The sequence below is a fragment of the Serratia sp. CoH_122_TC_1 genome, from assembly GCF_058191755.1.
Genome location: NZ_JBXWLA010000023.1, coordinates 44,838 through 67,081 on the forward strand (window position 1 = coordinate 44,838; position 22,244 = coordinate 67,081).

A 22,244-nucleotide genomic window follows, 5' to 3' on the forward strand; every position below is an offset into this window, starting at 1 on the left:
GAATAGGAGGGCTTCATGTCATATAATCTAGGCAATCTGCCAAAAGAAGAAATGGACAAGGTTAACGTAGACCTTGCCGCGTCAGGCGTAGCGTACAAAGAGCGCATGAACCAGCCAGTGATAGCTGACCAGGTGGAGCGAGAGCAGCCTGAGCATTTGCGTGAATACTTCCGTGAGCGTGTGGCGCATTACCGAGAGGTTAGCAAAAGATTACCCACCGGCTCTGCTCCGGTTTATCTGCAAATGGCCGAGGCCAACGGCAAGAAGTAACAGAACATCGATAACGACCCGCTACGGCGGGTTTTTTTATGCCCCTTGAACAGGAAAATCTATATGTCAGGCACTGTAGAGATCACCCCAGCTCAAACAATCCGGCTTCGTTTGCTTGAATTGGTCAATTACGACACCGCCGCAGCAGCTAAGGCCATTGAGTTCGTTGGAGATGATGCACTCAAGAACGCCATCTTCCAGCAACAGTTTTCACGCGTTTATACAGAGAGCGAGATTGTCGCCAAGACGGTCAAGGCTATTCAGGAAAGCAAAGAGGCCCTGGCTTTGTTCGATACCCAGGCATAGTAAGCATTGCAACAGCCATTCAGTGAGTGGCTGATTCAATGCTACAACCAAGCCATCAACCAGTATCAACGGGCTGGTGGCTTTTTTATACCAGTAAGACAGGAGAAGAAGACTATGTTGACAGTAAAACATCAATACGCCGACGGCGGAGAGCGCAGTTGTGAAGCGCGTGAGGTTCGCCATGCAGTAAATACGGTCCTCATTGACCATCCTCAATCAAATGGTGGTATTTCTGAACGGTTTGAATTGGCGGAAGGGGACGCTTTATATGTGATGAATGAGCGAGGAAGTACCATTGCTCGTTACTTTGGTCCCAAAAAATCATCGGCGGATTAAGCATGCAGGTGATCATTGACGGTGTCCCATATGAGCCTGCTAACCAGCAGGCTTTTTCACGTATAGGCATAGCCATATCAACCCATCAGCGGCCAGAGGTATTGTTTCGTGCTGTTTCACAGCACATGAAATATCTTCCAGCCGGTGCGCTGGTGGTGGTTGTCGATGATGGTTCGGTGCCGGCAGCTATTGCGCCTGAAGGAATCAGGCTAATCAGGCATGAAAAATCGCAGGGGATTGTTGCATCAAAGAACGCCAGCCTTGAAGCCCTGATGGATGCTGGCTGCGAGCATCTGTTCTTGTGGGATGATGACGCATGGCCTATTGCTGACGGCTGGCATCTGCCATACATCGAATCACCGGAGCCGCATCTGGCTTATCAGTTTCTCGATCTGGCTGGACCGAGAAAGCTTCAAGATCTGGCAGTGCTTTATTCGGATGATGACCACGTTGCTTATACCGGCCAACGTGGTGTGATGCTGTATTACCACCGTAGCGCTATAGAAAAGGTTGGCGGGTTTGATCCTGTATATGGTCGTGGCATGTACGAGCATAGCGATCTAGCCCTTCGAATTCATAACGCTGGGTTAACTACGTGGGCCTATGCTGACGTGGCTGGTTCAGCGTCACTTATCCATTCTCTTGATGAGCATGAATCCGTAGAACGGTCGGTGTCAAAACCTGACCGATTAGCACTAGTGGAACGTAACGTGAAGATCCACAACGACCGTCGCGATAAGGGATATACCGGTTACGTTGAATACCGGCCGCAGCGTAACGCAGTAATCACAACACTTCTCACCAGCCAGCTAGACCCCCAGCGCGGTACGAAAATGCATGCGTCACCTGACCACCTGGCTAAATGGGCGGTATCGGTTAAAGGTGGTAGGGCTGTCGTTCTGGCTGATGAACTGACTGTGGCGCCGGACAATTCCTCTTTAGTGCTATTTCCTGAAGTGAATATGAATGTTTACTTCCGACGCTGGCTGCATATCTGGTGGTACTTGCGAGATCACCCTGAATACCGGTTTGTGTGGTGTACCGATGGCACTGATGTCGAGATGCTTAGAGAGCCGTGGGGTGAAATGGAATTAGGCAAGGTTTACGTTGGTTCCGAACCGAAAACCTACGCAGACACCTGGGCTAAGCAGAAGCATCCAGAACGCATCTATCAAGATTTCCTCGATAGGCATCGCAATGATTTGATGTTGAATGCCGGATTGTTGGGTGGCCAGCGTGAAGACGTCATGGCTTTTGCGCATGCCATTGTCCGCTTGTTCTATCGGATAGAGAGCTATCGGTTCTGGAAGATGGAGAAGGCGGCCGCAGCGATAGGCGACATGATAGCGTTTGGTATCGTGGCTAAGTCATTAGGTGATCGCATCGTTACTGGCCCGTTGGTACACACCGTTTTCCGCACCGAGGGAACTGGTAAGGAGTATGCATGGTGGCAGCACAAATAAAGTTTGTTGTGGTAGGGCATCACTCCCGGCAGGTCCAGGCGTTAGCGCTGGCAACATCGCTTCAGGCACACTTGCTCATCGATAATGGTGACAATGGTGCCAACTGGAACCACCGTCGTGCGCTTGATTGGGCTGTTGCTCAGTCATGCCGCGTCGTCGTTATTGAGGATGACGCACAGCCAGTGGCCAACTTCATACTCAAGGTTGAAGGCTGGTTATCGCGCCACCCTGATGCGCTGGTTAGCTTTTATCTGGGTACTGGTCGCCCTCCGCAGTATCAGATGCAGATTGCCGAACGGTTAATCTTGGCCGACAAGGCACGGGCCGACAGCATCACGCTTCCTCGCCTGATACATGGGGTTTGCTATAGCGTACCGCAACAGCACATTGAACGCATACTGACTCGCTGGGATAGTCGCAAGCCAGCCGATTATGCAGTGGGTGATGCATATGGTGGCGCTGTTGTCTATCCGTGCTGGTCACTGGTTGATCATGCAGATGGTGATTCAGTTGAGAGTCACCCTGATGGTTCACCACGAACTGAGCGGCGCCGGGCATGGAGGTTGAATGGGTAAGCTTAAAACACTTCAGCCGCGGCTGAAGGCGATCGACACAAGGCGCATTAAGCCAGTTTATGGTGAGCATCGACGCGTAAGCGGAAGCGCAAGGGTTAGCCTTAAGCGTCGAGTGTATGTTCGTGATAGCGGTAAGTGCTGCATGTGTAGTCGTGTGGTTGATTTGCATGATAGTGAATTAGATCACCGCATAGCCCTGCAGTTTGGTGGAGATAACGACGAGTCAAACCTCTGGACGCTGTGCATCAAGTGTCACACTGGCAAATCTGCAAGGGAGGCAGCGACGAGCCAGCCAGATGTGGAGGCGCTGAAGCATTCAGTCCCATCTTCGGCGCGAATCGATAGTGTCATCGTGATTTGATGTGAATGATAACGAATATCATTTCTTCAATGATTGATTGCATTTGAAACTATATCGAATTAAGTGATATTTATTATCATTTGATCCATTGGTCATATGGGGGGGGGAGGGGCGAAAAGTAAACGTCGATCGCCTTGGACACCGCGCCCCCTCTCACGCGCAGAAAAAATCCCCTTTGGAGGGTGTAAACATGTTAACAGCGCAGAAGCGAAAGTTTGCTCTGGCGCTGATGTCCGGTTCGAATCAGACAGCCTCAGCAATTAAGGCTGGGTATTCTGAAAAATCCGCGCGCTCCAAGGGGTCGCAGCTTGCCAACGACCCGGAGGTCATCGCATTTATAGAACGGAAAAAGAATGAAAAAGTTGAAGTAGATGAATACCCAGCGAGTCGCCGGGATGTTAACACCTCAACAGTAAACACCAATCCAGAAGATACCTCCCGCGTCGGGCATTATGATGATCCGATCGAATACCTAAAAGCAGTCATGAACGGTCTTGAACCAGACGATATTGGAAGGCGTGATGCGGCTAAGGCAATGCTTCCTTACATGCACCCTAAAAAAGGGGAATCCGGTAAGAAAGATGCCAGAAACGCAGCTGCGAAAGTGGCCGCTACCGTCAGCAAGTTTGGTGCTTTGGCGGCGCCGAAATTGGTGGTCAATAACAAGGGGTAATTTATGGTGCAGTGGACAACAGCCTGCCCAGATTGGGAAAAGCGGCTGATTGACAGGGCATCAATAATCCCGCCGCCGATTTTTGTGGACCAGGCAGAACATGCTCTGGCCATTTTCAAAGAGCTTCGTGTTTCAGACTTACCCGGAAAGCCAACCTTTGGCGAATGCTCTGAGCCCTGGGTGTTCGATTTTGTGAAGGCTATATTTGGCGGTTATGAAGCCGAGACGGGTAAGCAACTAATTCGTGAATATGGCCTGCTTATCAGCAAAAAAAATACAAAATCGACCATTGCCGCCGGCATTATGCTGACGGCTTTAATCCTCTGTTGGCGAGAAGATGAAGAGCATCTTATTCTTGCGCCAACGAAAGAGGTTGCTGATAACAGCTTTAAACCTGCTGCCGGCATGATCCGGGCAGATGAAGAATTGTCAGATATGTTTCATATACAGGACCATATCAGGACAATCACCCACCGAGTTACACGTAATACCCTGAAAGTTGTCGCCGCTGATACTGATACCGTTTCAGGCAAGAAGGCTGGTCGCATCCTCGTTGACGAACTCTGGCTGTTCGGCAAACGCCAGAACGCAGAGGCCATGTTCATGGAAGCGCTTGGCGGGCAGGTATCAAGGGATGAAGGTTGGGTTATCTTTCTCACCACGCAAAGCGATGATCCGCCGGCCGGTGTTTTCAAAGAAAGGTTAGAGTACTGGCGTTCCGTGCGTGACGGGGAAATTAAGGATCCGAAAACACTCGGCGTTCTCTACGAATTCCCAGAAGCGCTGGTGGAAAGCAAAGAGTATTTGCTACCTGAAAATTTCTACATCACCAATCCCAACATTGGCCGTTCGGTAAACGCTGAATGGATTGAAGATCAACTGCGAAAAAATCAGGCTAAAACTGACGGAACACTTCAGCAATTCCTGGCAAAGCATCTGAATATTGAGATTGGCCTTAACCTGCGAAGCGATCGCTGGGCCGGTGTTGACTTCTGGGAGCTCCAAGGGAAAAAGCAGGTAACGTTTGATGAAATTATGCAGCGTTGCGAGGTAGTTACTGTCGGCATTGATGGCGGTGGCCTGGATGACTTGCTTGGCATGTCTGCAGTTGGCCGTGATAAGAATACTCGAGAATGGCTTTGCTGGTGCCACGCATGGGCCCATGAAATTGTTTTAAAGCGCCGTAAAAGCGAGGCTTCAAGGTTGCATGATTTTGTGGCCGCCGGCGATCTCACGTTGGTTAAACAAATTGGGCAGGACACCTTAGAGGTTGCGTTATATGTGAAGCGGCTCTATGAGGCAGAATTGCTCGACAAGATTGGGATAGATCCGTCTGGTGTTGGGCAAATTCTTGACGCAATGATCGAAGAGGACATTCCTGCCGACCTGGTGGTTGGTATCAGTCAGGGCTGGCGCCTTGGTGGTGCAATTAAGACCACCGAGCGGAAACTTGCAGAAGGTGTGCTTATCCACGGTAACCAGCCAATGATGGCCTGGTGTGTGGGTAACGCACGCGTAGAGCCAAAAGGTAACGCAATTCTGATCACCAAGCAGGCCAGCGGGAAGGGGAAAATAGATCCCTTGATGGCGCTATTCAATGCCGTGTCTCTCATGTCGCTTAACCCTGAAGCGAAAAAGAGGGATTACCAGGTATTTTTCATATGACAAAAACGTCAGTTACTGACCCGCTTCGGCGGGTTTTTTCGTTTCAGGAGGCAAGCAAATGACGCTTAATCGCGCCTGTACCCTCATGACGGTTAAATCGGTTGATGAAGATAAGCGGATTATTGTCGGCATAGCTTCTACACCATCGCCGGATCGTGACGGAGACATTATGGAGCCAGGAGGTGCGCGGTTCGGAAATGAGAACCCCTTCCTCTGGCAGCATGACAGATCACAACCCATCGGTAACTGTTCCGCAAAAAAGGTCAATGACGGCCTGCAGATTACAGCGCAGTTGGTAAAGCCGACGCCTGATATGCCATCACAACTTATTGCCCGGCTTAATGAGGCATGGGCGTCGATTAAGTCAGGATTGGTCAAAGGTCTGTCGATTGGTTTCAAACCAATCAAATATGTATTTCTTGATGCTGGTGGCATTCATTTTTTGGAGTGGGAGCTACTGGAAGTTTCTGCCGTAACCATTCCAGCGAATGCGGAATGCAGCATCACAACCGTTAAGTCGCATGACCGCCAGTTTCTCGCCGCGTCAGGCAATGAGACACCCGCGGTTAAAACAAACCCTATCGCTGGCGCTACAGCAAAAAAATCTACTGAAATTAAAGGAAAAAACATGAATATCGCTGAGCAAATCAAAAGCTTTGAAAACAAGCGTGCGGCGCTGGCAGCATCACTGAATGATGTTATGGGCAAAGCCGCTGATGAAGGCCGAACTCTGGACGCCGAAGAAACGGAGCGGTACGACAATGTATCTGCTGAGATCAAGTCTGTTGACTCCCATCTGGGCCGCCTGCGCGATATGGAAGCGAACATGGCCGCTACCGCTAAGCCAGTCGCGAAAGCAGCAAGTGGCGATATTAACGTGGTAGACAGTCGTGCTCCTGGCATCATCCGGGTTGAGCAAAAGCTGGATAAAGGGATCGCGTTCGCTCGTTTTACCAAGGCACTGGCGGCTGCCAAGGGGGTGCGCTCTGAAGCATTGAGTATTGCTAAGAGCAAATATCCAGATGACACCAAGCTGCATCATGTTCTGAAAGCCGCGGTAAGTGCGGGTACTACCACGGATCCACAATGGGCGGGTGCGCTGGTGGAGTATCAAGATTTCGCAAATGACTTTGTTGAATTCCTGCGTCCACAGACCATTATTGGGCGATTTGGACAGGGCGGCATTCCCGCATTACGCCAGGTACCATTCAATATTCGTGTTCCGGCACAAACCAGCGGTGGTGCTGCTCAATGGGTTGGACAGGGTAAGGCCAAGCCATTAACTAAGTTCGACTTTGAATCGATCACTTTCGGTTTTGCAAAAGTAGCTGCGATTTCAGTTCTGACTGAAGAGCTGATCCGTTTCTCCACTCCATCTGCTGATGTTTTGGTTCGTAATGGTTTGGCTGAATCGGTCATTGCGAGACTGGATGCTGACTTTATCAATCCAGCAAAAGCTGAAGTCGCAGGTGTTTCTCCTGCGTCGATCACCAATGGTATTGCGGGTATTCCTTCAACTGGTAACCCTGACGAAGATGCGGCGGCGGCATTTGGTCAATTCATTGCTGCGGAACTGCAACCTACTGGTGGCGTGTGGCTCATGTCCAGCACTACGGCGCTGGCTCTATCTATGCGTAAAAACCCGCTGGGTCAGAAGGAATATCCGGAAATGACCATGTTGGGTGGCACATTCCAGGGGCTCCCGGCGATCGTTTCGCAGTATGTCGGCAACCAGCTTGTTCTCGTTAATGCACCGGATATTTACCTGGCCGATGATGGTGGCGTGGCTGTTGATATGTCGAGCGAGGCATCGTTGGAAATGGAGAGTGCGCCTACTGGCGATAGCATCACCCCAACCGGAACTGAGCTGGTATCAATGTGGCAGACCAATAGCGTGGCCATCCGTGCCGAACGCTGGATTAACTGGAAACGTCGTCGTAGCGCAGCTGTGGCACGTGTCACCAACGTAAACTACGGCACCAGCCAGGGCAGCTGATAATACAAGGAGGGCGGGGGAAACCCCGCCATTTTGCATGGCAAAAATCAGATATCTACAGCGCACACACGATTCTATCCCTGGCGATGAGAAAAGCGTGAATGATCAGTGCGCCAGAGTGCTGGTGGTGCTGGGCAAGGCTGAGTACATCAGTAACAAGCGTGCTGGTGGTCGTTCAAATAATAAAAAATCTGCGGGGACTGGCTGATGTGGACTCCTTTCCGAAAAAAAGAAAAATCTCTACAGCAGCCATCCGGGCAGGGAGTATGGCAGCGTATATTTTCGTTTATTAGCGAGCCTTTTTCTGGTGCGTGGCAGAAGAACCTTGAAATAAATAACAAAACTGTATTCTCTTTCTACGCAGTTTTCTCATGCATTTCACTAATAGCCAGCGATATTTCAAAGATGCCAGCAAGGCATCAGCGCCGCGACTCTAACGGGGTATGGAAAGAGCAACAGTCAGGTAGTGTTGCTGAACTTCTTGAGAAACCCAACTCATTCCAGAACCGGATCCAGTTTTTCGAAAACTGGGTCAATTCTAAGCTTTGTCATGGCAATACCTATGTCATGTTGATTCGTGATCAGAATGGACAAATAAAAGAACTGCGGATCTTGGATCCTAATAAAGTGGTTCCTTTGGTTGCGGATGATGGATCTGTTTTTTATCAAATTAGCCCTGACAATATTGCCGGGTTACCGACACAGGTCATAGTTCCAGCACGGGAAATAATTCACGACCGTTTTAATTGTTTTTTCCACCCATTGGTTGGGCTATCACCGATTTATGCCGGCGGACTTGCTGCGATGCAGGGGCATCATATTCAGGAGAGTTCAGCGTTCTTCTTTAAGAATGGTGGAAAGCCAAGCGGAGTGATTGAAGTTCCAGGATCTCTTACTGAAGAGAATGCTAAAAGCATTAAGGCTAACTGGGAAACTGGTTACACAGGTGAGAATGCAGGTAAAACAGGGATACTGAGTAACGGCGCAAAATATAACCCTACATCCATGTCTGCCGCCGATGCCCAGATCGTTGAACAACTTAAAATGACAGCCGAAATTGTCTGTTCAGTGTTTCATGTCCCTTCGTACAAAGTAGGGGTAGGTGATCCACCGTCGTATAACAACATCGAGGCGTTAGAGCAGCAATATTACTCTCAGTGTCTTCAGATCCTGATTGAATCTGCTGAACTTCTGCTGGATGAAGCGTTTGGCCTATCCGGTGATGCGGGTACTGAGTTTGAAGTCAATGCGCTGCTGCGCATGGATACAGAAAGGCGAATTAAAACGCTGGGTGAAGCAGTTAAAAATACCATCATGTCGCCAAACGAAGCTCGCCGAAAAGAGAACCTTCCACCGGTACCTGGTGGCGACTCTCTCTATCTACAGCAACAGAACTTTAGCCTTGAAGCTTTGGCTCGCCGAGATGCTTCAGATGATCCGTTCAGCAAAACTGCACCGGCACCGGCACCGGCACCGGCACCCGCAAGCCAAGCAGCCAATGATGATAGTAAGGCGCTGTCCGATCCTGAGTTGAACATTGCCAAGGCCATGATTAGAGGATTATTAGCAAAATGAACGATCGCGACTTGTCCATAATCAGGGTGATGACTGAGGAGTTTTCACAAGCTCTATTAGGCTTCAAAGCGGACTTCGATAAACAACTGGAACAACAACGTGAAACCTTTACACAAGGGCTCACTGAATTGAAAGAAGCCTTTGCAGGCATCAACTCAATGACGGCTGATGACGTTAAGTTAGTAGTTGAGAGTGCAGTGAAAGCCCTCCCGCCAACAGAAGTTCCTGTGCTTCCCGATGTATCAAAAATGGTTTCTGAAGCTGTCGCTGCCTTGCCTGTGCCGGCAGATGGAAAAAGCCTTACTCCTGACGATATTCACCCCTTGCTAAAGGAATTGGTTGAAAGCGCTATTGCTGAAATACCGACCCCGCGTGATGGGAAAGATGCCGATCCCGAAGCTATAAAGGCGGCGGTTTCTGACGCGCTGGCAGCCTTGCCATCACCGAAACCTCCAGTACCCGGCGCAGATGGCCGTGATGCCTTGCAGATTGAAATATTGCCAGGCATTGAGGCAGAGAAGAGTTATCCGCGAGGAACCTATGCTACGCATAGTGGTGGGCTTTGGCGTGCATTCGAAAAAACAGCCGGAATGCGCGGGTGGGAGTGTCTGGTTGATGGCATCTCTGCCGTTGATGTTGCCAATGACGATGAACGAATGTTTACCGTGACAGTCACGAAAGCAAGTGGCGCATGTGAAACAAAAACGTTCGGTATTCCAGTGATGATCTATCGCGGTGTTTTCAAAGCTGAAAGCAGTTATCAGCCAGGTGACACAGTGACCTGGGGCGGTTCGCTATGGCACTGCGATGAAACGACAGAAGATAAACCGGGTGAGATCGGATCCAAAGGATGGACACTGGCAACCAAGCGCGGACGCGATGGTAAGGACAAAACATGATCAAACTCGTAACGCTTGGTGAGGCTAAGCAGCACTTGCGCATTGATGATGATTATGGCGATGACGACCTTACCCTAAAAATCCAGGGTGGCAGCGCCGCCATTCTTGCGTATGTGCAAGGTAGTCGGCAGTTAATTGTCGCCGAAAACAATGAATCCCTGATTGAAGGTGAGCCACTTTCCCGAGCAAAAACAGCATTGCTTGTGCTGCTCGGTATTTTGGATCGTAATCGCGGCGGCGAAGAAGAGGAGAAGCTGAAACAGGGAGAACTACCGTTTTCCGTAACGATGCTGATCTACGACTTGCGCCGCCCAAGCATATTGTGAGGGCTTATGGCCTGTGAAGGATGCCGGCGCCGCCGGGAATGGTTAAAAAACTGGTTGAGGATAGCCCATGAAAGAGCAACAGGTAAGCGCCCTGATAGCAGCGCTGCTGGCGGAGACGCAGGCAAAGCAGGAACAGACAGCAGCACTAACCCGCCTGGCTGAGTCCAATGAATCGTTGGTCGCCATTCTGGCCGATGCTTTTAGCAGTGATGCTGATCTTATCGAAACGACGTCCATTGATGACCTGCGCCCTCAGTATCTGAGTACCAGGGGGTAATCATGCAGGCAGGAAAACTGCGCCACCGGATTTGCCCACAAAAGCGGGTTTCCTCGCAGAATGCGGAAACAGGTGAAGTTGTAACCGAGTGGATCAATATCGCTTCATCAACTTCTGATGGCTGTATCTGGGGCGAAGTTACCGCAGTCTCGGCGCGTGATTTTGTCGCAGCACAGGCATTCCAGAATGCCGTAACGGCCAGGATAAAAATCAGGTTCAGAGATGATATTAGTGCCGCTTGCCGCATTCTTTTCCGTGGGAAAATCTACAACGTTGAAGGCGTTCTGCCGGACCCTGATAGCGGGCTGGAGTATTTGACCCTTCCTTGCTCAGAGGGGACGAATGATGGCTGATGGCGTTGAATACACCCTCACTGGCGTCGATGAGCTGATGGGTAAACTTGCCTCTATCAGCGATGACATGAAGCGCAAAGGAGGGCGTGCGGCCCTGAGAAAGGCTGCAAACGTCATCGCCAATAGGGCAAAGGCAAATGCTCAGCGACTTGATGACCCAGAAACAGGACGCAGCATCGCAGACAATATCGCAGTGCGCTGGAATGGCCGCGAGTTTAAGCGCAATGGAAACCTGGCCTTTCGCATTGGCGTTCTGCATGGGGCAGTGCTTAAAAAGCATCCGGATAAAGCCAAGAATGCACCAACGCCGCATTGGCGCCTACTGGAGTTCGGTACGGAAAACATGCGGGCTCAGCCATTCATGCGGCCGGCGGCTGAAAATAGCGCGGCTGAGGCGTCCAATACCTTCGTTGTGGAATATGGTAAGGCCATCGATAGGGCGATAGCCAGAGCAGCTAAGAAAGGGACCAGATGATGATCGCACCAATTTTTAAAGTCTGTGCTGCCAGCCAGGCAGTAACGACGCTGATCGGTTCAAACCCAGTGCGGTTATATCCATTCGGTCTGCAGGATGATGTGGTGGCTTATCCCTATGTTGTTTGGCAGAACATCAGCGGAGAACCAGAAAACTATCTGGACAGGCGCCCGGATGCCGATAGCTATACGCTGCAGGTGGATATCTATGCGGATACGGTCACATCTGCCACTGCGGTGGCCACCGCATTACGTGATGCTATAGAGCCACACGCCTACATCACCCGGTGGGGCGGCCAAAGTCGTGACCCAGAAACAAAGCGATACCGCTATTCATTCGATGTTGATTGGATAGTGCTTCGCTAACCCTTCCAACTTTTCAACATACCGGCCTTGCGCCGGTTTTTTTATGACCGGAGATCACCATGTCTGTACTGACACAAGGCACGCAGTTGTTTGTCCTCGCTAATGGCGTTGTAAGTGAGGTTGAATGTATTACCAACTTTACCCCTGGCGGCAACCCAGCAGATCAGATTGAAGATACCTGTCTATCGGAGCGTAAATCGAAGACCTTCAAGAAAGGTCTGCAGACGCCTGGCCAGTCGTCAGTAACTCTGAACGCAGATCCAGCTAATGCCAGCCACCTGATGCTTCATAACTTGGCAGAGACTGACGATGAAACACCATTGACCTGGGCTTTAGGCTGGTCTGATGGTGAATCGTTACCGACAGCCGCCGCGCCTGGTGCACCTGGTGCAGTCGATGGATTGTTATTGCCGGATGATCGCACCTGGTATGTTTTCCAAGGTTATGTATCCGATTTTCCTTTCGACTTCCAGCAAAACACCGTTGTCAGCACTGCCGCAACAATCCAGCGCTCTGGCCCATCGATTTGGGTGCCAAAGGTTCAGGCTGGCAGCTGATCAATTTACTCGCCGGGGCCATGAGCCCCGCGTTAACTTCTTCCTGATGGTAACTATATGAAATTAACATTGGCTTCATTGAAAGAACGCGGCGCCTTCACTGGTCGCCCGGTAGAGAAGGAAATCACCTGGAAGCAGGGCGATGACGAAATTACCGCTACCGTGTTTGTGCGCCCTCTGGGTTACTACACAGCGCGTTCAGATATTCTCGCGGTGGGTGGGAAAGTTGATGGTGTAGCCGGTCGTATCGCAGCATCCATTTGCGATGAGAATGGACAACCAGTCTTTACCCCAGCAGATATTACCGGTGAGGCGGATCCTGAGCGTGGTGCCCTCGATGGCGCATTAACGGTGGCATTGCTGGTGGCAATCCAACAGGTTAATAACCTGGGAAAGACGGAGCCATCAGCGCAGACGACGAAGCCTGGTGCGAATTAGTCCTTAACGGTATCGGCGGCAGAACGGTAGCGGAGGCTCAGGAGCGGCTGAGTCTTTCCGAGTTTCGCCTGTGGATGAAGTACCGTAATAAATACGGCAGTCTAAACCCCATGATGCGTACTGAGTGGGGCGCCGCGCTGGTGGCAAGTACGATCGCTAATGTAAATAGGAGTAAGGATACACCTCCATTCTTGATCACAGATTTTGCACCACATCTTGAGTATAAAGAAAAAACAATCAGTTTAGACGAAGCGATGAAAGAATGGTCATAACTTGCTACAATACCGTAACTTAATCTAAAAAGGATACGGGTATGAAATGGTTTTTGACTTCTATTTTTATTTTGATGCTTTCTGGTTGCGCAAATAAAATTGATTACAATAAAGCATCTCTTAACCTTGCTTTGGGGATGAGTAAAAGTCAAGTTCAAGGGGTGATGGGGGCGCCGCGGAGGACAGATGTTAATCAAGATAGAGAAAGGTGGATTTATTGGAATCCTGTTATTGTTGGTTTAACTCCAATCGATAATGAACAGTTGTCTCAAGATAGACTTGTCGTTACGTTTATTAACAACAAGGTTACCAAGTGGGGGCAACAAACTCTTTCAGATGACATTCTAGAATCATCTCAAAAAACAACACAGGCTTATATGGATGCGTTGAATAAGAAGTGATTTTAAATCATTTAACTAAACCCTGCTTAGGCGGGGTTTTTTATTGCCCGGAGTTAGTATGGCTAGCAAGTCTCTTGGTACACTGACAATAGATCTGATCGCCAAGACTGGCGGGTTTGTTTCAGGAATGGATAAAGCTGAAAGGGCATCTGAAAAGTGGGGTAAGCAAGTTCAAAAAGATGCTGCTGAATCAGGAAAAGCATTAGCCGGGATAGCTAGTGCAGCAGCAGCAGCGGCAACTGCTGTAGGAGTTGCAGGTTATCAATTGCTTAAGTCAACTTCAGAGCAGGTTGCATCAACAGATAAATGGGCAAAGTCTTTAAACATGTCAACCCAAGAGTTGTTGGCGTGGCAATTTGCTGCTGAGAAAGCTGGTTTATCCGGCGATAACATGGCTGACATATTCAAAGACCTAGGTGATAAGATTGGCGATGCCGTTTTAAATAAATCAGGCGAAGCTGTCGATGCTTTAAATGCACTTGGATTGTCTGCTGAAAAATTATCAAAGGTATCACCGGATAAGCAACTTCTTGCCATAGGTGATGCATTAGGAAAAGTTAGCACAAACTCTGCAAAGATAAATATCCTCGAAGGAATCGGAAACGATCTTTCTAAGATGATACCATTATTTGATAATAACAATGAAAAATTAAAACAATTCATTCAGCTTGCAAAAAATTACGGTGTTGCGCCCGACCCATCTTCAATAGATGATTTGGTGAAAGTAAACGATATTTTTCAAGATATGGAAAGCCAAGTAAAAGGGCTTAAAATTGAAATAGCAACTGGGCTTGCTAAAGTTGATTTGTCACCTCTTCAAGATTCCTTAGATAAGTTAAGATCCGTTCTTACCGATCCTGCTGTTCAGCAAGGGCTGGTGGATTTAGTTAACAATACGGCACAGCTTGCTGGGTGGTTTGTTAAGGTTGCGGCATCTGCCGGTACCCTTCTAAAGTTTCAGAATAATAGAGTATCTGTTCTTGGTGGGAATATAGATACAACAAATGCCGAACAAGTAGTAGGGCGTATAGAGCATTTGCAAAACATGATTTCCAAAAGGTCGGGAAACATGTATAGCGAAGATCAATCATTTTTTGGTTGGATCACTGATGATGATGATTCAATTAAAGGTCTGACGAAAGAATTAAATGGACTTCTTTCAGTACAAGAAAAACTCCGCGAAAAAAATATTGTAGGTAAAAATTTACCCACAGGATCTGCAACTGTAGGCACCAATCAATTTAAGTTAGCTACTGGCGAAACTAATGGAAAGCCGACACCAGATACGGGTGCAAAAAAACTTGAGTCAGCATTTAAGGCGACAGAATTAAGTTACATGCGCCAGATAGCGCTGATAGAAACCACGGGTAAAAAAACTACAGAAGTCACAGAAGCTGAAAAGTTACGCTTTGACCTCGCAAGTGGGAAATTGGTTGGTATCAATGCTGAGCAGCAGAAGCGACTGCTTCAATTGGCTGATGAGTTGGATAAACTTCAGGCATTAAAGAAAGCCAATGAAGAAAATCTTAAGGTGGCGGCGTTCGCAGCAAACCTGAAATCATCAAATGATAATGAACGGCAAACCTTAAATGCTGACGTTATTGGTGCTGGTATGGGGGAAAAAACCCGTACCCGTATGAAAGAATTACTGGGAATTCAGCAAGAGTTTATCACTCAACAACAAGAGTTGCAGAAGCAATACCAGTCCGGTGACATATCACAGTCACTGTACGATAAAGAAACTCAGGCTCTCCAAGATGCACTTAATGAGAGACTTGAAATACAAGAGGATTACTACAAGCGATCAGATGAGATGCGGGATGATTGGTCATCGGGTATTTCTGATGCTTTGATAGATTTTGCTGACCGTTCAAGTGATTACTATTTACAGTCAGCAGATGCGATGACATCTGTTTTGGGTTCAGCCACCGATTCTATATCGGATCATCTCTATGATGTCATCAGCGGTACAGAGTCTATGGGGGAAGCCATTAAAGGTATCTTCTCTGATCTTGGTCAGTCTGTTGTAAAGGCTTTGGTTGATATGGCTGCTCAGTGGCTTGTTTATCAGGGGGTTCAATTACTGATAAACAAGACCGCACAAGCTGCAGCAATTCCTGCAATGGTGGCTAATGCACAAGCAACATCATTGCAAGCACAATTAGCAGCTTTTGCCTCAACAGCGGCAATCCCAATCGTTGGCCCGGCAATGGCTCCGGCAGCAATGGCAGCAGCAGCGGCAGTTACTACCCCTATGGTTGCCGCAATATCTGCTGTAGGCCTATCTGGAATGGCACACGACGGTATTGATGCGGTACCAGAAACCGGTACGTGGCTGCTGCAAAAAGGGGAACGTGTAACTACGGCAGGTACCAGTGCGAAACTGGATGCGACCCTCGAGAGGGTTAGCCGTGATGCGAATACTGGCAGAGCAGTTCCGAATATCGAAATCCATACGCAGGTTAACGGTGATCCAGATGCCAGAACATTACAGATGTTGAAGGAAACACAAAAAGCCGCAGTCAAGGAAGCTTTGGAACAAAGCGCATATCAGATAGCAACAGGGCGTGGCGATGTGGGTAAGGCTGTCGGCATGGGGTGGCAAACTAAAAGGAGGGCTGGCTGATGGCAATCACCTCGGATATCAATTATCCACATGACTATCTTCCCTTACCTTTACAGGATGGGTACGGGCTTAAACCTATAAGCCCTTTGCTCAGAACGGCTATGGTTTCTGGCCGGGCCCGCCAGCGTCGCCGCTATATCTCTACACCAACGGAATCCACGGTTTCCTGGCTCATGAATGATGTGCAGGGACAAACGTTTGAGGCCTGGTATCGTGACGTTATCAGCGACGGAGCGGCATGGTTTAACATGACGCTGCGGACTCCGATCGGAATAAAGCCTTATGTTTGTCGGTTTAAGGATATTTATGAAGGACCAGTATTGGTGGGCGGTAAATATTGGCAGTACAGCGCGACGCTAGAAATCTGGGAGCGGCCATTGCCACCGCCAGGGTGGGGTAATTTCCCCGAGTTCCTCGCAGGGCAAAGCATCATCGATCTTGCGCTTAACCGGGAGTGGCCAAAAGCATGACAGTATTAAATCGGCTTTATGCCTCTTCAGGTTCTGAAGTGATTATCGAAACGCTCCAGATTGCGGTAGGGGAAACTACATACTGGCTCACAAGAGGTTGGGATGATGTCACTGCCACAATGGAAAATGGTGCGCAGGTAACGTTTACTGCATGCGGTATAGATTTATCGCTACCAGCAAGAAATGCAGATGGTACGCAGGATCTGAAATTCGCCATCAGCAATATAGATGGAAAGGTTTCAAACACGATACGCGACGCGTTAGGCAATCAAGAAATTGGCACTCTGACTTACCGACATTACCTATCAACTGATCTCTCAGCGCCAGCTTCACCACCTTTCACGTTAACAATTAAATCTGGTTATTGGACTTCGATAGAGGTGCAGATAACAGCCGGATATATGAATGTACTTGATACAGCGTGGCCACGGCGCCGGTATACATTGCCGGATCACCCAGGATTGCGTTACCTCTAGTAAGGAATCTTCCATGTTTAATCCTGACAAATACCTTTCAGTCACCTGGCTGAAGGGAGGCCGCGCATACCCTGAGCTGGATTGCTTCGGCATCGTTAATGAAATCCGGCGTGATATTGGAATGCCAGCTTGGCCAGATTTCGCAGGGGTAACGAAGGATAACCGCGGACTTGACCGATCAGCGAAAGAGTTGATGAAGGATTTAACAAAATGCCGCCCGGTTGAAGGGGCTGGGATCGTTTGTTACACGGGAAGTTTGGTTGATCATGTAGCGGTTGTGGTCAGCATTGACGGCATCCTTCATGCTGCCGAGTGTAATCCCAAATCAAACGTAACCTTTCTGCCGTTGGCGCGGTTTGAACGCCGATTTGTGAAAGTGGAGTATTACCAGTGACGATCCGTATTTACCCATCACGACTTCCCGGCGAGCCGCTGGAAACCCACGAACACAGCGCTATGACACTGCATCAGTGGTTTGTCGATAATGTGAAGGATTACAAAAATGAAATGTGGCACCCAGTAGCAGTGGAGGTTAACGGAAAATCTGTTTCTTCCGATGAATGGCCGGTGTGTCACATAAGTTATGAAACTGATGTCAGGATATACCCAATCCCGTATGCAACCGGTGCCGTTGTAGCGGCATGGACTGCTGTGGCGGTTGCAGTAGCATCAGCTGCATATTCGCTGATCATGATGTCTCGAATGAACAAAGACGGTATGGGTTCAGCAAATGGTGGTGATTCGTTGGATCTGTCACCGGCAAAAGCGAATACTGCAAAATTGGGGGATCCGATCCGAGAAGTGTTGGGTAGAGACCGTGTTTTTCCTGATTATCTTGTTCAGCCTGTCAGCCGCTTTGATGGCAGCAACCCGCAGATATATCGTACAGAAATGTTCCTCTGTATAGGTGTTGGAAACTTTGCGATTAATCAATCCACTATAAAAATTGGTAATACACCAGTTGGAAGTTTTGGCGAGGATGTAAGTTACACCATTTATCCTCCTGGGGCGGACGTTGGTGGTGATCCTCGCTCAGAAAACTGGTATGCCTCGACTGAGGTTGGAGGGACCACCTCCGGTACCGCTGGGTTAGATCTGGCTTCCACTGGCCCGGACTCTGTGAGCATTACTGCAGATGCGATAAGTGTGTCAGGTAATGCGCTTTCAGTTATCGGTGCAGGTAACGATACCGGTGATGCAGTCATTCCAGATTCCTGGGTCGTTGGAACAGACCTGACCATTCAGGCGCCGGATACTTTCACTGTTGCTATTGAGGCTGGCCGAAATGTTATTTACGGGGATTTTTCAGAGTTAAACCCATCTGTAGGTTTGCCGGTATCTATGACCTGGAATGGAACAAGAATTGACTTATTCATCTCAGTTTACGATCCGGGTTCGCCGGCGGTACCCGGTGTTGGTGGTAATGCGGCCAGCATAACGGCATCAGCTGCGCCTACTACCTACGATTTCAGCACTACACCACTATCATTTACGTTAGCCTGGGCGGGTATCAATTATGTGATATCGCTAACGGCCAACTATGTGACGATGGAAGGCCTGACTGAAGAGATAGAGGATCAACTTTCAGGTTCTGGTTTGGACGTTACTGCAGTAGATACGAAAATAGTTATCAGGGAAAAGGAAAGCCCATTTAGTGGCAACAGCATAGGCTTTAGTGTGCTCCCTTCAGTGTTATTTGGTATTTCGCCAGTGGTCATTGTGGGTACCGCATCAACCGGAGGAACGCCAGCTGTAAGTGAACATATCGCCTTGGCTTGGGGGAGTGCAACAGGGGATGCCTTTGTGGGGATTCCGACAGGATCGCAGCGGTTAGCGTTGGGTATGAAGGGTTATCGATACCGCATTACAGATATCGGCGGCCAGACAATTAGCGTTGAGCGTCTGACGGAAAATCCTGATGGTTCAACAACCGTTGATCCGGGCTGGCCAGGGTTCATTGGACGCACATTGCTGGATGCTACGGTAACCGGTCTGAACGATGACTACGACTGGATGGGACCATTTCTTTGCTGTCCTCAAAATGAAAAAACGACTCAGATAGAACTCAATTTTGTTTATCCACAGGGCCTTTGTGATGTGGGTAGCAAGGACGGGGCTATTCACTGGCACGATGTGGCAATGACGCTGCAGTATCGATTGTCAGGATCGGATGACTGGACAAGTGTTCAGATCCAGCACGGTAACAACACAGTGAATGAGGTTGGTTATACCGAAAGGGTGACGTTCCCGACTCTGGGTAACTATGAAGTAAGGATGAAACGGGATACACCGGTGTGGGGAGGTACCACCCGTGATTCAGTGCAGTGGCAGGCGATGCGTTCAAAGTTATCTGCACGCAAAACCAGCTACCGTGATATCACCACAATCGGCTTAACCATTCGCACTGGTAACCGATTGGCGGCTCAATCAGACCGCCGCATTAACCTGGTGCCGACCCGGCTTTATGATGGGCATGCATCGCGGAGTATCAGCGGCGCGTTCTATCACGTTCTTAAGGATCTGGGTTACACCGACAACCAAATCGACTACGCGGCCATCAATGCGCTGGAAAGTAATTATTGGACGTCACGGGGAGAAACTTTCGACTGGTCAGCCGGCAGTGATAATACTTCCGGGTTAGAGGTACTGCAGAGGATCGCTAACGCGGGTATGGGGTATTTCCTGCTAAGTGACGGTTTGGCATCTGCCGGTAGAGAGGGGATCAAAAACTGGTCTGGTGTTATCAGTCCGCAGGAGCAAACAGAAGAGCTCCAAACCGGCTTTAAGGCGCTGTCACAAGATGACTATGATGGGGTCGATGTTACCTACATTAACGCCACTACATGGGCGGAGGAAACCATTCAGTGTCGTTTGAGTAATAACACAACACCTGTGAAGGTGGAGGATTACACGCTGGATGGGGTGCAAGACCCTGATAGGGCTTACCGTATCGGCATGCGACGGCTGATGAAGTATACCCATCAGCGTTTAACGCATTCGACGAGCACTGAAATGGATGCTCTTTGCTACAACTTCGGTGATCGTATCGTTCTGACGGATGACATACCGGGAAGCAAAACGATCAGTTGCCTGGTAATAGACGTACAGCACGACGCGAATACTGTGCGTATCCAGGTTAGTGAGCCGCTCGATTGGTCATTTGAAAATCCGCGTTGTCTGCTTCGTTTTCAGGATGGATCTGCATCAGTGCTGCTGGTTCCAGAACGTATTGATGATTACACATTTTCAGTGGTCAACACGGCTGATGTTCGGATAAATGAATGGATCATGAATGACCCAGCAGTAGAACCACCTAGGGTTGTTTTTTGTTCGTCCAATCGCGTTGGATATGACGCAATCATGGATGTTATCGACCCTGGAGATGATGGAACGTGCCAAGTGAAAGCAGTGCAGTATACCCCTTTGCTTTATCAATACGACGACGCCAATTATCCAGGCGATGTTCAGTAACTTAATTCCGCTCTAAACAACCCGCTTCGGCGGGTTTTCTCATTCATGAGGCTAAAATGACCACTAACAATACTGGGAATCCTGTTGGGCAAAATGGGTCTGCGGATCCGCGCGATTTATTTGATAACGCACAGGTATTAGACCTGCTTGTTAATTCTGATAAAGAAAGTGTAACTGGTCGTACAGGAAAGTTAATTCTTTCATGGGATGGGATGAGAAGTATTATTTCTCCACTTGGAAAGACATATACACAAGAGCAAGCCACCGCCGCCATCATGTCTGGAGAGATACCAGATGGTGCGTACTTCTTTATCTGGTCAGGCGATAAAAATGTCATTGCAAGGCAATATGAAAACAAGAGCGGTACAATCGTAGATTCAGGTAAGGCAATATATAGTAATGACATATCAAGCTATAACAGGAAAAATAGCTACCTTCATAGTGAGTTATTCACTGAAGTTGTGTCATCAATTGACTTCAACGATATTGGAAACATTAATCTCGGTGATACATCACTTATACGTATCACTGACTTAAATACGCATGATGCCTTTTTGAGTACAATTCAGTTTTCTCAGGTTTCATCTTCTACTTTGATGAAACGCTGGTATCTTCCGAACCACACGCAGTACTCAAATGGCGTTATCTCATCAAACTATCAGCCATTTTACTTTTCAGAGATATCGCTTAATGAGTTCACAGAATTAACAGATCGTTATGCAAGGGTGCGTTACACGCTACCAGATAGATACAACCTAATTAATGAAAACAACCGGTATCGCGTCGTTGATACGTCAGGGGTATTTAAGCCATCATTTGCAGAAAATTTAACATCTGAGACTGTTTCGAGCATTTCTGCGCACGCCACCAAGAACATCGTCCAATTCCTTGTAGTCTTGTCTGAAATTGTCCGTGAAGGTTATCAGCCAAATCAGGGTGGTGTTCTCTCCTTCATTGCTGATAAGACAGACGACGCATTGCTGATGGCATATTCAGGCCAGTATGGTTCATATGCGTTACGTGAAAATCAGTTCGATATCATTATCCCTCAGGGAGAATACTCAATTGATGTCGTAGGTGATGTTGGGGTAGCGGCAACTATCCGTCAGCGCAATAAATTGAAGTTTGTGCCAGAAGATAAATACACCCGCAAGGTGGCTGATGTTATCAACAACACTGAGCTTAACTTCACGCAGTATCCCATTGAGCTGAAGTGTACGTTCGAAGAAGGCGAAGCGCCATCGTCTTCCTGTCTGATATTGCACGATGAGAAAGGAAACAACATCGATTGCCAGTTTGCGGGCGAATACCATACCAATCTGCGCAAGCAGTTGGACATTGGTAAGCACGCTGATGGCTCGTTGAAGTCAGGCTCGGTGTTTTTCAACGCTGATATCGCGGCAGGGAAACAGCTCTATGTGCAACTCAATGCGCATAGCACGCCACGAACACACGGCATTTACCCGAAACTGGTTGCAGTGAGTGATGGGTATGACATGACTGTCGGTGGCAACACGTTCCAGTTCCGTGATAACAGCAATTTCCTGCTGGGGGCTATCGTTGACAAAAATGGCGTAGTTCATGGCATGAGTCATTTTGCTGTGTTCAGGGGGCTTGT

At 48.7% G+C, this 22,244-nt stretch carries 25 protein-coding genes and 1 pseudogene; all 26 read left to right on the forward strand.

Annotation, left to right across the window (positions count from 1 at the left end):
- The first annotated feature begins 15 nt into the window (after window positions 1–15).
- Complete coding sequence (locus tag AC2FC2_RS23980) at window positions 16–270, forward strand: DNA polymerase III subunit theta (protein ID WP_199639702.1); 255 nt, start codon at window positions 16–18, stop codon at window positions 268–270.
- Window positions 271–333: 63 nt separating this feature from the next.
- Window positions 334–576 carry a DUF2560 family protein gene (locus AC2FC2_RS23985; protein ID WP_490659992.1) on the forward strand — a complete coding sequence of 81 codons (243 nt, stop codon included), beginning with the start codon at window positions 334–336 and terminating at the stop codon, window positions 574–576.
- A gap of 6 nt (window positions 577–582) precedes the next feature.
- Window positions 583–912 (forward strand): hypothetical protein, encoded by a 330-nt coding sequence (locus AC2FC2_RS23990; protein WP_490659993.1) that lies wholly within the window; start codon window positions 583–585, stop codon window positions 910–912.
- A gap of 2 nt (window positions 913–914) precedes the next feature.
- Complete coding sequence (locus AC2FC2_RS23995; RefSeq protein WP_490659994.1) at window positions 915–2,375, forward strand: glycosyltransferase family 2 protein; 1,461 nt, start codon at window positions 915–917, stop codon at window positions 2,373–2,375.
- Entirely contained in the window at window positions 2,357–2,950 is a 594-nt protein-coding gene (locus tag AC2FC2_RS24000) for a hypothetical protein (RefSeq protein WP_490659995.1), read from the forward strand. Before AC2FC2_RS23995 ends, AC2FC2_RS24000 begins: the two co-directional genes overlap by 19 nt.
- Complete coding sequence (locus AC2FC2_RS24005; protein ID WP_490659996.1) at window positions 2,943–3,311, forward strand: HNH endonuclease; 369 nt, start codon at window positions 2,943–2,945, stop codon at window positions 3,309–3,311. Before AC2FC2_RS24000 ends, AC2FC2_RS24005 begins: the two co-directional genes overlap by 8 nt.
- Window positions 3,312–3,501: 190 nt before the next feature.
- On the forward strand, window positions 3,502–3,984 hold the full coding sequence (locus AC2FC2_RS24010) for a terminase small subunit (protein WP_490659997.1): 483 nt from the start codon (window positions 3,502–3,504) through the stop codon (window positions 3,982–3,984).
- Window positions 3,985–3,987: 3 nt separating this feature from the next.
- Window positions 3,988–5,649: a terminase large subunit gene (locus AC2FC2_RS24015; protein WP_490659998.1), complete on the forward strand. Its 1,662-nt coding sequence runs from the start codon at window positions 3,988–3,990 to the stop codon at window positions 5,647–5,649.
- Between the two features lie 58 nt (window positions 5,650–5,707).
- Entirely contained in the window at window positions 5,708–7,645 is a 1,938-nt protein-coding gene (locus tag AC2FC2_RS24020) for a phage major capsid protein (RefSeq protein ID WP_490659999.1), read from the forward strand.
- Window positions 7,646–7,852: 207 nt separating this feature from the next.
- Window positions 7,853–9,220 (forward strand): phage portal protein, encoded by a 1,368-nt coding sequence (locus AC2FC2_RS24025; RefSeq protein WP_490660000.1) that lies wholly within the window; start codon window positions 7,853–7,855, stop codon window positions 9,218–9,220.
- A complete protein-coding gene (locus tag AC2FC2_RS24030; RefSeq protein WP_490660001.1) occupies window positions 9,217–10,119 on the forward strand; it encodes a hypothetical protein in 903 nt (300 codons plus the stop codon). The genes AC2FC2_RS24025 and AC2FC2_RS24030 overlap by 4 nt, the downstream gene beginning before the upstream one ends.
- A complete protein-coding gene (locus AC2FC2_RS24035) occupies window positions 10,116–10,445 on the forward strand; it encodes a head-tail connector protein (RefSeq protein WP_490660002.1) in 330 nt (109 codons plus the stop codon). Before AC2FC2_RS24030 ends, AC2FC2_RS24035 begins: the two co-directional genes overlap by 4 nt.
- 67 nt (window positions 10,446–10,512) lie before the next feature.
- Window positions 10,513–10,722 (forward strand): hypothetical protein, encoded by a 210-nt coding sequence (locus AC2FC2_RS24040; RefSeq protein WP_413510385.1) that lies wholly within the window; start codon window positions 10,513–10,515, stop codon window positions 10,720–10,722.
- A gap of 2 nt (window positions 10,723–10,724) precedes the next feature.
- Window positions 10,725–11,075: a phage head closure protein gene (locus AC2FC2_RS24045; RefSeq protein WP_413510386.1), complete on the forward strand. Its 351-nt coding sequence runs from the start codon at window positions 10,725–10,727 to the stop codon at window positions 11,073–11,075.
- Window positions 11,068–11,550: an HK97-gp10 family putative phage morphogenesis protein gene (locus tag AC2FC2_RS24050; RefSeq protein ID WP_490660010.1), complete on the forward strand. Its 483-nt coding sequence runs from the start codon at window positions 11,068–11,070 to the stop codon at window positions 11,548–11,550. The genes AC2FC2_RS24045 and AC2FC2_RS24050 overlap by 8 nt, the downstream gene beginning before the upstream one ends.
- Entirely contained in the window at window positions 11,550–11,915 is a 366-nt protein-coding gene (locus AC2FC2_RS24055) for a DUF3168 domain-containing protein (RefSeq protein WP_490660011.1), read from the forward strand. Before AC2FC2_RS24050 ends, AC2FC2_RS24055 begins: the two co-directional genes overlap by 1 nt.
- 59 nt (window positions 11,916–11,974) lie before the next feature.
- Window positions 11,975–12,472, forward strand: coding sequence for a phage tail tube protein (locus AC2FC2_RS24060; RefSeq protein ID WP_490660003.1), 498 nt, complete (start codon window positions 11,975–11,977; stop codon window positions 12,470–12,472).
- 57 nt (window positions 12,473–12,529) lie between these two features.
- Window positions 12,530–12,910 carry a phage tail assembly chaperone family protein, TAC gene (locus AC2FC2_RS24065; RefSeq protein ID WP_490660004.1) on the forward strand — a complete coding sequence of 127 codons (381 nt, stop codon included), beginning with the start codon at window positions 12,530–12,532 and terminating at the stop codon, window positions 12,908–12,910.
- A gap of 47 nt (window positions 12,911–12,957) precedes the next feature.
- A complete protein-coding gene (locus tag AC2FC2_RS24070; RefSeq protein ID WP_490660012.1) occupies window positions 12,958–13,182 on the forward strand; it encodes a phage tail assembly protein T in 225 nt (74 codons plus the stop codon).
- Window positions 13,183–13,223: 41 nt separating this feature from the next.
- Window positions 13,224–13,583, forward strand: a complete 360-nt coding sequence (locus tag AC2FC2_RS24075; protein WP_261439735.1) for an outer membrane protein assembly factor BamE — start codon at window positions 13,224–13,226, stop codon at window positions 13,581–13,583.
- Window positions 13,584–13,641: 58 nt separating this feature from the next.
- Window positions 13,642–16,209: a phage tail tape measure protein gene (locus tag AC2FC2_RS24080; RefSeq protein WP_490660005.1), complete on the forward strand. Its 2,568-nt coding sequence runs from the start codon at window positions 13,642–13,644 to the stop codon at window positions 16,207–16,209.
- On the forward strand, window positions 16,209–16,679 hold the full coding sequence (locus AC2FC2_RS24085; RefSeq protein WP_490660006.1) for a hypothetical protein: 471 nt from the start codon (window positions 16,209–16,211) through the stop codon (window positions 16,677–16,679). The genes AC2FC2_RS24080 and AC2FC2_RS24085 overlap by 1 nt, the downstream gene beginning before the upstream one ends.
- A complete protein-coding gene (locus AC2FC2_RS24090; RefSeq protein ID WP_490660007.1) occupies window positions 16,676–17,155 on the forward strand; it encodes a DUF1833 family protein in 480 nt (159 codons plus the stop codon). Before AC2FC2_RS24085 ends, AC2FC2_RS24090 begins: the two co-directional genes overlap by 4 nt.
- 13 nt (window positions 17,156–17,168) lie before the next feature.
- On the forward strand, window positions 17,169–17,549 hold the full coding sequence (locus AC2FC2_RS24095; RefSeq protein ID WP_490660008.1) for a nitrite transporter: 381 nt from the start codon (window positions 17,169–17,171) through the stop codon (window positions 17,547–17,549).
- A complete protein-coding gene (locus tag AC2FC2_RS24100; protein WP_490660009.1) occupies window positions 17,546–20,626 on the forward strand; it encodes a host specificity factor TipJ family phage tail protein in 3,081 nt (1,026 codons plus the stop codon). Before AC2FC2_RS24095 ends, AC2FC2_RS24100 begins: the two co-directional genes overlap by 4 nt.
- A gap of 56 nt (window positions 20,627–20,682) precedes the next feature.
- Window positions 20,683–22,244 (forward strand): annotated as a pseudogene (locus tag AC2FC2_RS24105) (hypothetical protein); the annotation flags it as partial.

Excerpts from the sequence above, each read along its gene's own strand:
- AC2FC2_RS24095 (WP_490660008.1), top strand. The coding sequence starts at position 17,169 with ATGTTTAATCCTGACAAATACCTTTCAGTCACCTGGCTGAAGGGAGGC.
- AC2FC2_RS24015 (WP_490659998.1), top strand. The coding sequence starts at position 3,988 with ATGGTGCAGTGGACAACAGCCTGCCCAGATTGGGAAAAGCGGCTGATT.
- AC2FC2_RS24030 (WP_490660001.1), top strand. The coding sequence starts at position 9,217 with ATGAACGATCGCGACTTGTCCATAATCAGGGTGATGACTGAGGAGTTT.
- AC2FC2_RS24025 (WP_490660000.1), top strand. The coding sequence starts at position 7,853 with ATGTGGACTCCTTTCCGAAAAAAAGAAAAATCTCTACAGCAGCCATCC.
- AC2FC2_RS24080 (WP_490660005.1), top strand. The coding sequence starts at position 13,642 with ATGGCTAGCAAGTCTCTTGGTACACTGACAATAGATCTGATCGCCAAG.
- AC2FC2_RS24065 (WP_490660004.1), top strand. The coding sequence starts at position 12,530 with ATGAAATTAACATTGGCTTCATTGAAAGAACGCGGCGCCTTCACTGGT.
- AC2FC2_RS24020 (WP_490659999.1), top strand. The coding sequence starts at position 5,708 with ATGACGCTTAATCGCGCCTGTACCCTCATGACGGTTAAATCGGTTGAT.
- AC2FC2_RS24005 (WP_490659996.1), top strand. The coding sequence starts at position 2,943 with ATGGGTAAGCTTAAAACACTTCAGCCGCGGCTGAAGGCGATCGACACA.
- AC2FC2_RS24075 (WP_261439735.1), top strand. The coding sequence starts at position 13,224 with ATGAAATGGTTTTTGACTTCTATTTTTATTTTGATGCTTTCTGGTTGC.
- AC2FC2_RS24090 (WP_490660007.1), top strand. The coding sequence starts at position 16,676 with ATGACAGTATTAAATCGGCTTTATGCCTCTTCAGGTTCTGAAGTGATT.
- AC2FC2_RS23980 (WP_199639702.1), top strand. The coding sequence starts at position 16 with ATGTCATATAATCTAGGCAATCTGCCAAAAGAAGAAATGGACAAGGTT.
- AC2FC2_RS23995 (WP_490659994.1), top strand. The coding sequence starts at position 915 with ATGCAGGTGATCATTGACGGTGTCCCATATGAGCCTGCTAACCAGCAG.
- AC2FC2_RS24060 (WP_490660003.1), top strand. The coding sequence starts at position 11,975 with ATGTCTGTACTGACACAAGGCACGCAGTTGTTTGTCCTCGCTAATGGC.
- AC2FC2_RS24055 (WP_490660011.1), top strand. The coding sequence starts at position 11,550 with ATGATCGCACCAATTTTTAAAGTCTGTGCTGCCAGCCAGGCAGTAACG.
- AC2FC2_RS24010 (WP_490659997.1), top strand. The coding sequence starts at position 3,502 with ATGTTAACAGCGCAGAAGCGAAAGTTTGCTCTGGCGCTGATGTCCGGT.
- AC2FC2_RS24050 (WP_490660010.1), top strand. The coding sequence starts at position 11,068 with ATGGCTGATGGCGTTGAATACACCCTCACTGGCGTCGATGAGCTGATG.
- AC2FC2_RS24045 (WP_413510386.1), top strand. The coding sequence starts at position 10,725 with ATGCAGGCAGGAAAACTGCGCCACCGGATTTGCCCACAAAAGCGGGTT.
- AC2FC2_RS24035 (WP_490660002.1), top strand. The coding sequence starts at position 10,116 with ATGATCAAACTCGTAACGCTTGGTGAGGCTAAGCAGCACTTGCGCATT.
- AC2FC2_RS24085 (WP_490660006.1), top strand. The coding sequence starts at position 16,209 with ATGGCAATCACCTCGGATATCAATTATCCACATGACTATCTTCCCTTA.
- AC2FC2_RS23985 (WP_490659992.1), top strand. The coding sequence starts at position 334 with ATGTCAGGCACTGTAGAGATCACCCCAGCTCAAACAATCCGGCTTCGT.
- AC2FC2_RS24040 (WP_413510385.1), top strand. The coding sequence starts at position 10,513 with ATGAAAGAGCAACAGGTAAGCGCCCTGATAGCAGCGCTGCTGGCGGAG.
- AC2FC2_RS24000 (WP_490659995.1), top strand. The coding sequence starts at position 2,357 with ATGGTGGCAGCACAAATAAAGTTTGTTGTGGTAGGGCATCACTCCCGG.